The organism is Enterovirga sp., assembly GCF_028290205.1.
Taxonomy (GTDB): domain Bacteria; phylum Pseudomonadota; class Alphaproteobacteria; order Rhizobiales; family Beijerinckiaceae; genus Enterovirga.
Genome location: NZ_JAQGKF010000031.1, coordinates 1 through 8,261, shown reverse-complemented (window position 1 = coordinate 8,261; position 8,261 = coordinate 1). Strand labels below are relative to the sequence as shown.

Below are 8,261 nucleotides of genomic sequence, written 5' to 3'. Positions count from 1 at the left end.
AGTGGAAGCGCCGCATCGGCGCGGTGCCGCTGGTCGCCATCGGCGGCATCACGCTGGAACGGGCGCCGGGCGTCTACGGGCAGGGGGCGGATTCGATTGCTGTGGTGAGCGACGTCACCCAGGCCGCGGATCCGGAGCACCGGGTGGCCGATTGGCTGGCGGTCGCGCCCGTGCCGAGGGCCTGAGGCGGAATCTCGCGCCACCGTGGCCGGCAGGCCACACCAGCAACGGCCAGCGTTTGTGCTGACGGTCGCGTCGCGAAGCGGGCCCGGCAACTTAACAAGCGCTTAAATCCGCGCGTTCGACTTGCCTCGCCCAAGATTGGCGAGCGCAAGATCCGGGCGCGAGCTGGCCGCCATCTCCGGTGCGATCACCGGCACCCGCCCTTGATCTCTCGCCGTCTCCGTCCAGAATAGGACGATGGTGACGAAAGCCTGGATTGGCGGGGCTGTGAGCCTCGCGCTCGCGGCCTCCGCGACAGTGACCGCGGTGGCCGTTGCGCGCGCGCCCGACACCCTGTCCCGTGTTCCGGCCGCCCGGCCGGCCGTCGACATTCCGCTGCCGGACGCGCCCGGCCCGCTGGCCGCCATCGAGCCGGCGCCCGTCGTGACGGCCGGGCCCGAAGCCGCGGCCGAATACGGCCCCGCCCTGTTCGCCGCGCCGGTTGCGGCTCCCGCCGCCTCCTTCACACTGCGGCCGGGCCTGATGGGCTTGCAATTCGGGTTCGAGGGAGAGCCGGACGGCAAGGTCGGCGATCGCGTGCCGGACGGCATCCGGCAGGCGGCGCTCGCCCGCGACACCACCCTGTCGCATGTGTCCGTGCTGCCGCCGCCGCGGCCGGCCTTCCGGGAGGCCACGCTGATGACCGGCCCGGCCCGTCCCGGCCTGATCGAGGTCAGGCCGCCGGAGGCGCCGTCGGGCTGGTCGGAGGTGGCCCTGACGCTGCCCGACTGGGCGGGCGCGGTCGCTCTGCCGCAGCGGCCGGGGAAGCCGGAGCGGGCCCTGCAGCAGGGCCTTGCCTCCTGGTACGGCCCGGGTTTCCACGGCCGCAAGACGGCCAGCGGCGAGCGCTTCGACCAGAACGCCCTCACGGCCGCGCATCGCAGCCTGCCGTTCGGCACCAAGGTGAAGGTGGTGGACCAGAAATCAGGCCGCGCCATCGTGGTCCGGATCAACGACCGCGGGCCGTTCAAGCACGGCCGCGTCATCGACCTCTCGAAGGCCTCCGCGGAAGCCCTCGGGATGGGCGGGCTGGCCCGCGTGCAGATCGTCAGCGCCGAATAGAGACCGGCACCCAGCCGCCCGTCGGGACGGCGCCTACGCCGCCTCGCGCTTGATCCAGGCCGGGTCGTAATTGAGGATCGGCGACAGCCAGCGCTCCGCCTCCTCGACCGTCATGCCCTTGCGGGCGGCGTAATCCTCGGCCTGGTCGCGCTCGACCTTGGCGACGCCGAAGTAATACGAGTCCGGATGGGCCAGGTAGAGGCCCGACACGGAGGAGCCCGGCCACATGGCGTAGCTCTCCGTCAGCTTCACGCCGATGCGGCGCTCGGCCCCGAGCAACTCGAACAGCGTCGCCTTCTCGGTGTGGTCCGGCTGGGCCGGATAGCCCGGCGCCGGCCGGATGCCGCGATATTCCTCGGCGATCAGCGCATCCGGCGCGATCGCCTCGTCCGGCGCGTAGCCCCAGAACTCGCGCCGCACACGCTCGTGCATGCGTTCGGCGAAGGCCTCAGCGATTCGGTCCGCGAGCGCCTTGACCAGGATCGAGCGGTAATCGTCGTTGGCGCGTTCGAACCGCTCGGCGATCCGCACCTCCTCGATCCCGGCCGTGACCACGAAGCTGCCGACATAATCGGGGACGCCGCTGCCCTCCGGGGCGACGAAATCGGACAGGCAGAGGTTCGGCCGACCGTCGCGCTTGGAGAGCTGCTGGCGCAGGCCGTGCAGGGTGGCCAGCGTCTCCTGGCGGCTGTCGCCCGTGTAGAGGCGAATGTCGTCGCCGACGGAGTTGGCCGGCCAGAAGCCGATCACGGCCTTGGGGTTGAACCAGCGCTCTGCCGTGATCTTCTGCAGCATCTCCTGCGCGTCCTCGTAGAGCGAGCGGGCGGACGCGCCCTGGGCCTCGTCGGTGAGGATGGCCGGGAAGCGGCCCTTCATGTCCCAGGTCTGGAAGAAGGGCGTCCAGTCGATATAGGGCACGAGTTCGGCGACATCATACGAGCGGTACACGCGCGTGCCGGTGAAGGTCGGACGGGTCGGAACGTAGGACGTCCAGTCGATCTTCATGGCGTTGGCCCGCGCCGCCGCGAGCGGCAGGCGCTTCTTGTCCGCCTCCGAGCGGGCATGGGCGTCGGCGACCTTGCGGTACTCCGCCCGCACGCCGTCGATATAGGTCACCTTCTGGTCGGCCGAGAGCAGCGCCGACACCACCCCGACGGCGCGGCTCGCGTCCGTGACGTAGACCGCCTGGCCGTTGCGGTAGTTCGGGTGGATCTTCACGGCCGTGTGAACGCGGCTCGTGGTGGCGCCGCCGATCAGGAGCGGGATGTCGAAGCCCTCACGCTCCATTTCGGCCGCTACGTGTGCCATCTCGTCCAGCGAGGGCGTGATCAGGCCCGACAGGCCGATGATGTCGACCTTCTCGGCGCGGGCGATGTCGAGGATCTTGGCGGCCGGAACCATCACGCCGAGGTCGATCACCTCGTAGTTGTTGCACTGGAGCACGACGCCGACGATGTTCTTGCCGATGTCGTGCACGTCTCCCTTGACGGTCGCCATCAGGACCTTGCCGGCAGCCTGTCCCTGGGCCTGGCCGGTCTCCTCCTTTTCCTTCTCCATGAAGGGCATCAGATAAGCGACGGCCTGCTTCATCACGCGGGCGGATTTCACCACCTGCGGCAGGAACATCTTGCCGGAGCCGAACAGGTCGCCGACGACGTTCATGCCGGCCATCAGCGGCCCCTCGATGACGTGCAGGGGGCGAACCACCGACAGGCGCGCCTCTTCGGTGTCCTCCGGGATGAAATCGGTGATGCCGTTGACCAGCGCGTGTTCCAGCCGCTTCGCCACCGGCCATTCGCGCCAGGCCAGATCCTGCGTCCGCGCCTGGGCGGTGCTGCCGGTCTTGAAACGCTCCGCGCCTTCGAGCAGCCGCTCCGTCGGGGAGGGCGTCTCGCCCTTGCGCCGGTTCAGGACGACGTCTTCGCAGATCTCGCGCAGATCGGCCGGAATGGCCTCGTAGACCGCAAGCTGGCCCGCGTTGACGATCCCCATGTCCATGCCGGCCTGGATCGCATGGTACAGAAACACGGCGTGCATCGCCTCCCGGACCGGCTCATTGCCCCGGAAGGAGAAGGACAGGTTGGAGACCCCGCCCGAGATGTGCGCATGCGGCAGCGTGGCGGTGATCTCCCGCACGGCCTCAATGAAATCGACGCCGTAATTGTCGTGCTCCTCGATCCCGGTCGCCACCGCGAACACGTTGGGATCGAAGATGATGTCCTCGGGCGGGAAGCCGACCTCGTCCACCAGGATGCGGTAGGCCCGGGTGCAGATCTCGACCTTGCGGGCCTGCGTGTCGGCCTGGCCCTGCTCGTCGAAGGCCATGACGACCACGGCCGCGCCGTAGTCGCGGCAGATCGTGGCCTGCTGCTTGAAGGCCTCGACCCCCTCCTTCATCGAGATCGAGTTCACGATCGGCTTGCCCTGAACGCATTTCAGGCCGGCTTCGATGACGTGGAACTTGGACGAATCCACCATCACGGGCACGCGGGCGATGTCGGGTTCGGCCGCGACGAGGTTCAGGAACTCGACCATGGCACGCTCGGAATCGAGCAGGCCCTCGTCCATGTTGACGTCGATCACCTGCGCGCCGGCGATCACCTGGTCGCGCGCCACATCGAGCGCCGCCGCGTAATCACCGTTGGTGATCAGCTTCCTGAACTTGGCCGATCCCGTGACGTTGGTGCGCTCGCCCACGTTCACGAAGGGAATGTCCTTCGTCAGGATGAACGGCTCGAGCCCGGCCAGTTTCATCACCGGTTCGAGCACCGGGATGTCGCGCGGGGCCTTGCCGGCCACCGCCTCTGCGATGGCCCGGATGTGGTCGGGCGTGGTGCCGCAGCATCCGCCGACCACGTTGACGAGCCCGGCATCGGCGAATTCGGCGATCAGCGCCGCGGTCGCGGCCGGGGATTCGTCGTAGAGGCCGAATTCATTCGGCAGCCCGGCATTCGGATAGGCGCAGACGAGCGTGTCCGCCACGCGGGAGAGTTCGGCCACGTGGGCCCGCATCTCGCGCGCGCCGAGCGCGCAGTTCAGCCCGATGGTGATCGGGTCGGCATGCCGGACCGAGTGCCAGAACGCCGTCGGCGTCTGGCCCGACAGGGTGCGGCCGGACAGGTCGGTGATGGTGCCCGAGATCATGATCGGCAGCCGCCGCCCGATCTCGGCGAACACCCGGCGCGCTGCCAGGATGGCGGCCTTGGCGTTCAGCGTGTCGAAGATGGTCTCGATCAGGATGAGGTCGGCGCCGCCCTCGATCAGCCCGCGGATCTGCTCCGCATAGCTGTCGCGCACCTCGTCGAAGGTCACGGCCCGGAAGCCCGGATTGTTGACGTCGGGCGAGATCGAGAGCGTGCGATTGGTCGGGCCGACCGCGCCCGCCACGAAGCGGCGGCGGCCGTCCTTGGCCTCGGCCAGCGCGGCGGCCGCGCGGGCCAGGCGGGCGCCCTCCACATTGAGGTCGTGCACCGCGCCTTCGAGCCCGTAATCGGCCTGGGCGATGCGGGTCGACGAGAAGGTGTTGGTTTCGACGATGTCCGCCCCGGCCAGGAAGTAGCTGAGGTGGATGTCCCGCACCGCGTCCGGCTGCGTCAGGATCAGAAGGTCGTTGTTGCCCTTCTGATCATGGCCGTGGTCGCGGAAGCGCTCGCCCCGGAAGTCGGCTTCCGAGAGCTTCAGGTTCTGGATCTCTGTGCCCATTGCCCCGTCCATGACCAGGATCCGGTCACGGGCGGCGGTGCGAAGGGCCGAGGCGGCTTCCGTGGGGTGCTGAAGGACGGTCATCTCTGCCTTCGTGTGCTGGCCGGCTGCTGCGGCCTGTCGGCAATCGAGCCCCTGGTGGAGGGGCAGGGCGGGTCCGGCCGAAGCTAGGCCGCCGCGAGGGTCGGTTCCGCCGTCGCGCCTGCCGGCTTCTCGGGCCTGAGGCCGAGCAGGTGGCAGATGGCGAAGACGAGGTCGGCCCGGTTCATGGTGTAGAAATGGAACTCCGACACGCCCCGGTCGACGAGGTCGAGGACCTGCTCGGCCGCCACCGCGGCAGCCACGAGCTTGCGGGTGTCGACGTCCTCGTCGAGCCCCTCGAAGCGCGCGCCCAGCCACTCGGGCACCGTGGCTCCGGCCCGCTCGGCGAAATTCTTCGCCAGCTTGAAGTTCTGCACGGGCAGGATGCCGGGCACGATGGGGATCGTGATGCCTCGCGCCCGCACCCGGTCGAGATAGCGGAGGTACAGGTCGTTGTCGAAGAAGAACTGCGTGATGGCCCGGTCTGCGCCGGCATCGACCTTGGTGGCGAGCGCGTCGAGATCGGCCTCGATGGAGGCCGCTTCGGGGTGCTTTTCGGGATAAGCCGAGACCGACACCTCGAAATCGCCGAGCTTCTTGATGCCGGCCACCAGATCGCAGGTCTGCGCGTAACCGCCCGGATGCGCCTGGTACTGCGTGCCGATGCCGGTCACAGGGTCGCCCCGCAGCGCCACGATGTGGCGCACGCCGGCCTCATGGTAGCCCCGCACGACGTCGTCGATCTCGTCCCGCGTGGCGGCCACGCAGGTCAGATGCGCGGCCGGCTTCAGATCCGTCTCCCGCAGGAGACGGGTCAGCGTGTTGTGGGTGCGCTCGCGGGTCGACCCGCCCGCCCCATAGGTGACGGACACGAAATTCGGCCGCAGCGGCGCCAGCCGCTCGATGGACGACCAGAGCACGGTCTCCATCTGCTCGGTCTTGGGCGGAAAGAACTCGAACGAGACGCGGATCGGTCGGGACGAGTGCCGGCTCGGCCGGAATGAGACGGGGGACATCAGGCAACCTCCCGGGTGGCGTCGGTTCGGGGTTGAATGGCGTGCTGCCGGTCGCGCCCGAGCCAGAGCGAGACCGTGAGCTTGCCGTCGCTGGCCTCGGGCGGTGCGAGATCGCCGGCATGTTCGGCCGTGAGCCCGGCCTCTTCCAGCCAGCCGCAGACCTGGTCGGGCGCAAAGCCGAGGCGGCGATGCGCCTGCGTCTCGCGCAGGAATTCGAGCCCGTGCGGCGCGAAATCGACCACCAAGAGGCGCCCGCCCGGCGCCAGCAGCCGCGCCGCCTGGGCGAGGGCGCGCGCGGGATCGTCCAGATAGTGCAGCACCTGGTGCACGATCACGAGGTCGAAGGCACCCCGGCCGAGCGAGGGTGCATAGATGTCGCCCTGGCGCAGGTCGACCCGGGACTGGCCCGCCCGGGCCAGGTTTGCGCGGGCCACCGACAGCATGGCGTGGCTGGCATCGAGCCCCGTGGCGCGCTCGGCCAGCGGCGCCAGGAGTTGCAGCATGCGGCCGGTCCCGGTGCCGAGATCCAGAACGGCGCCGAGCCGGTCCGGTCCGACCAGACGCAGCACGGCCTCCTCAACCGCCTCCTCGGCGACTTGGAGCGACCTGAGCTCGTCCCAGCGCGGCGCGAGCCGGGCGAAGAAGCTCTGCGCGGCGCGCGAGCGTTCGCCCCGGACGGCGGCGAGCCGCTCACGGTCGGCCGAGAGGGCGGCGTCGCCATCGTCCAGCGCGGACAGAATCTGCTGCAGCAGACGCGCCGATCCCTCTTCGGCGATGCGGAAAAAGGCCCAGGCGCCCTCCCGGTGACGTTCAACCAGGCCGGCCTCGCTCAAAACCTTGAGGTGGCGGGAGATGCGCGGCTGCGACTGGCCCAGGATGTCGGTCAGATCGGAAACGGAGAGTTCGCCCTCGGCTAGCAGCGCCAGAATGCGCAGCCGCGTATCCTCCGCCGCCGCCCGCAGGGCCCCGACCATGTCGGAGAGGGGCAGCGTGCCACGCAGGATGGGGCGGTGAAGAGACATAAAGATATGTTTATGTCTCTTCAGCCCCCGATGCAAGCGGCGTCTGCGGGCGCTCAGCCCTGCCGGGCAGCCCCTTCGGGCAGGGCTGCCGCCTTGTGTCGGCGAAGCTGCAGGGCACAGCCGACCAGCATGGCGCCGAAGACCAGGGCGTAGGCGCCGAGCCACAGCGTGAGCACCACCGCGCCGGCCACCGGAGACACGGCGAGCAGCACCCCGAACACGATGGAGACCACGCCGGCGATGACCAGCAGCCAGCGGCCGTGATCGAGGTTCAGCTGAAACGCCGCGACCGTCATGAACCCGCCGGACACCACCGACCAGATCGCGATCAGGTAGACGACCACGAGGATCGCCAGCCCCGGCATGGCGAGGGCCGCGAGCGCGGCCAGGATGTTGACCGCGCCCTCCAGCACCAGCAGCCCCCAGCGCTGACCGGCCTGAGCAGCCCGCACCGCGGCCGCGATGCCGAAGACACCGTCCACGAACAGATAGGCGGCAAAGACGATCACCAGCGTGGCCAGGCTCGGGCCGGGCATGAACAGGGTCAGCGCCCCGAACAGGATGGCCAGCGCCCCCCGGAGGGCCACAAGCCACCAGTTGCGGGCGAGCACGGTGCTCTTGTCGAGGCGAGCGGGCGGCTCGGCGGAGAGAGGAACGGGGCTCATGGGCGTGATCCTGGGCGCGCACACGGGTTGAGGATGACGCGTCCGCCCGGGCGGGGGTTCCACGCGCATGTTGCGCCCACGGAGGCGTTGCGCCGCCCGGGCGGGCCGTGGTTGATGCCGCGGCGGGCCGAAAGGTCCGGCGGGGGAGCGCGACATGAGAGTGGAGACGGCCGGCATCACGCGGGCAAACGAGTCCATCGAGGGCACGGCCTGGAACATTCTCGGCCAGACCTATGTGGCCAAGAGCGTCACCGACGCGTCCTTCTCCTGGCACGCGACCTTCCCTCCCGGGACCTTCGTGCCGCCGCACGCCCACCCCGAACAGGACGAGTACCTGTACATCCTGGAAGGCCGGCTCTATTTCTGGCTGAACGGCGTCGAGACCAGCGCCGAGGCGGGCGACACCGTGCGGCTGCGGGGGGGCGCGCCGCACGGCATTTTCAACAAGTCGGGCGCCCCGGCGAAATGCCTGTTCTGGGTGGCCCCGACCG

The 8,261-nt window shown here is 69.6% G+C and carries 7 protein-coding genes; 3 read left to right on the top strand and 4 right to left on the bottom strand.

What is annotated here, in order from left to right; genetic code table 11:
* Window positions 1–185 (top strand): thiamine phosphate synthase (locus JWR86_RS02615; RefSeq protein ID WP_299560344.1); only part of this gene is annotated, 185 nt, incomplete at its 5' end.
* 784 nt (window positions 186–969) lie between these two features.
* Window positions 970–1,284 (top strand): septal ring lytic transglycosylase RlpA family protein, encoded by a 315-nt coding sequence (locus tag JWR86_RS02610; RefSeq protein WP_299560347.1) that lies wholly within the window; start codon window positions 970–972, stop codon window positions 1,282–1,284.
* A gap of 33 nt (window positions 1,285–1,317) precedes the next feature.
* Here JWR86_RS02610 and metH read toward each other — a convergent pair whose 3' ends face one another.
* The 4 genes from metH to JWR86_RS02590 form a co-directional block, all read right to left on the bottom strand.
* Entirely contained in the window at window positions 1,318–5,070 is a 3,753-nt protein-coding gene (metH, locus tag JWR86_RS02605; protein ID WP_299560341.1) for a methionine synthase, read from the bottom strand.
* Window positions 5,071–5,153: 83 nt separating this feature from the next.
* Complete coding sequence (gene metF, locus JWR86_RS02600; protein WP_299560338.1) at window positions 5,154–6,083, bottom strand: methylenetetrahydrofolate reductase [NAD(P)H]; 930 nt, start codon at window positions 6,081–6,083, stop codon at window positions 5,154–5,156.
* Complete coding sequence (locus JWR86_RS02595; RefSeq protein WP_299560335.1) at window positions 6,083–7,105, bottom strand: metalloregulator ArsR/SmtB family transcription factor; 1,023 nt, start codon at window positions 7,103–7,105, stop codon at window positions 6,083–6,085. The genes metF and JWR86_RS02595 overlap by 1 nt, the downstream gene beginning before the upstream one ends.
* Before the next feature lie 53 nt (window positions 7,106–7,158).
* Window positions 7,159–7,770, bottom strand: coding sequence for an HdeD family acid-resistance protein (locus JWR86_RS02590; protein WP_299560332.1), 612 nt, complete (start codon window positions 7,768–7,770; stop codon window positions 7,159–7,161).
* A gap of 154 nt (window positions 7,771–7,924) precedes the next feature.
* On the opposite strand from JWR86_RS02590, the gene JWR86_RS02585 reads away from it, so the two are divergent.
* Window positions 7,925–8,261: cupin domain-containing protein (locus JWR86_RS02585; protein WP_299560329.1), on the top strand; the 337-nt coding region annotated here is incomplete at its 3' end.

What these genes read in the sequence shown, in the direction of transcription:
- metH (WP_299560341.1), bottom strand. Translation starts at nt 5,070, where the DNA reads ATGACCGTCCTTCAGCACCCCACGGAAGCCGCCTCGGCCCTTCGCACC.
- metF (WP_299560338.1), bottom strand. Translation starts at nt 6,083, where the DNA reads ATGTCCCCCGTCTCATTCCGGCCGAGCCGGCACTCGTCCCGACCGATC.
- JWR86_RS02595 (WP_299560335.1), bottom strand. Translation starts at nt 7,105, where the DNA reads ATGTCTCTTCACCGCCCCATCCTGCGTGGCACGCTGCCCCTCTCCGAC.
- JWR86_RS02590 (WP_299560332.1), bottom strand. Translation starts at nt 7,770, where the DNA reads ATGAGCCCCGTTCCTCTCTCCGCCGAGCCGCCCGCTCGCCTCGACAAG.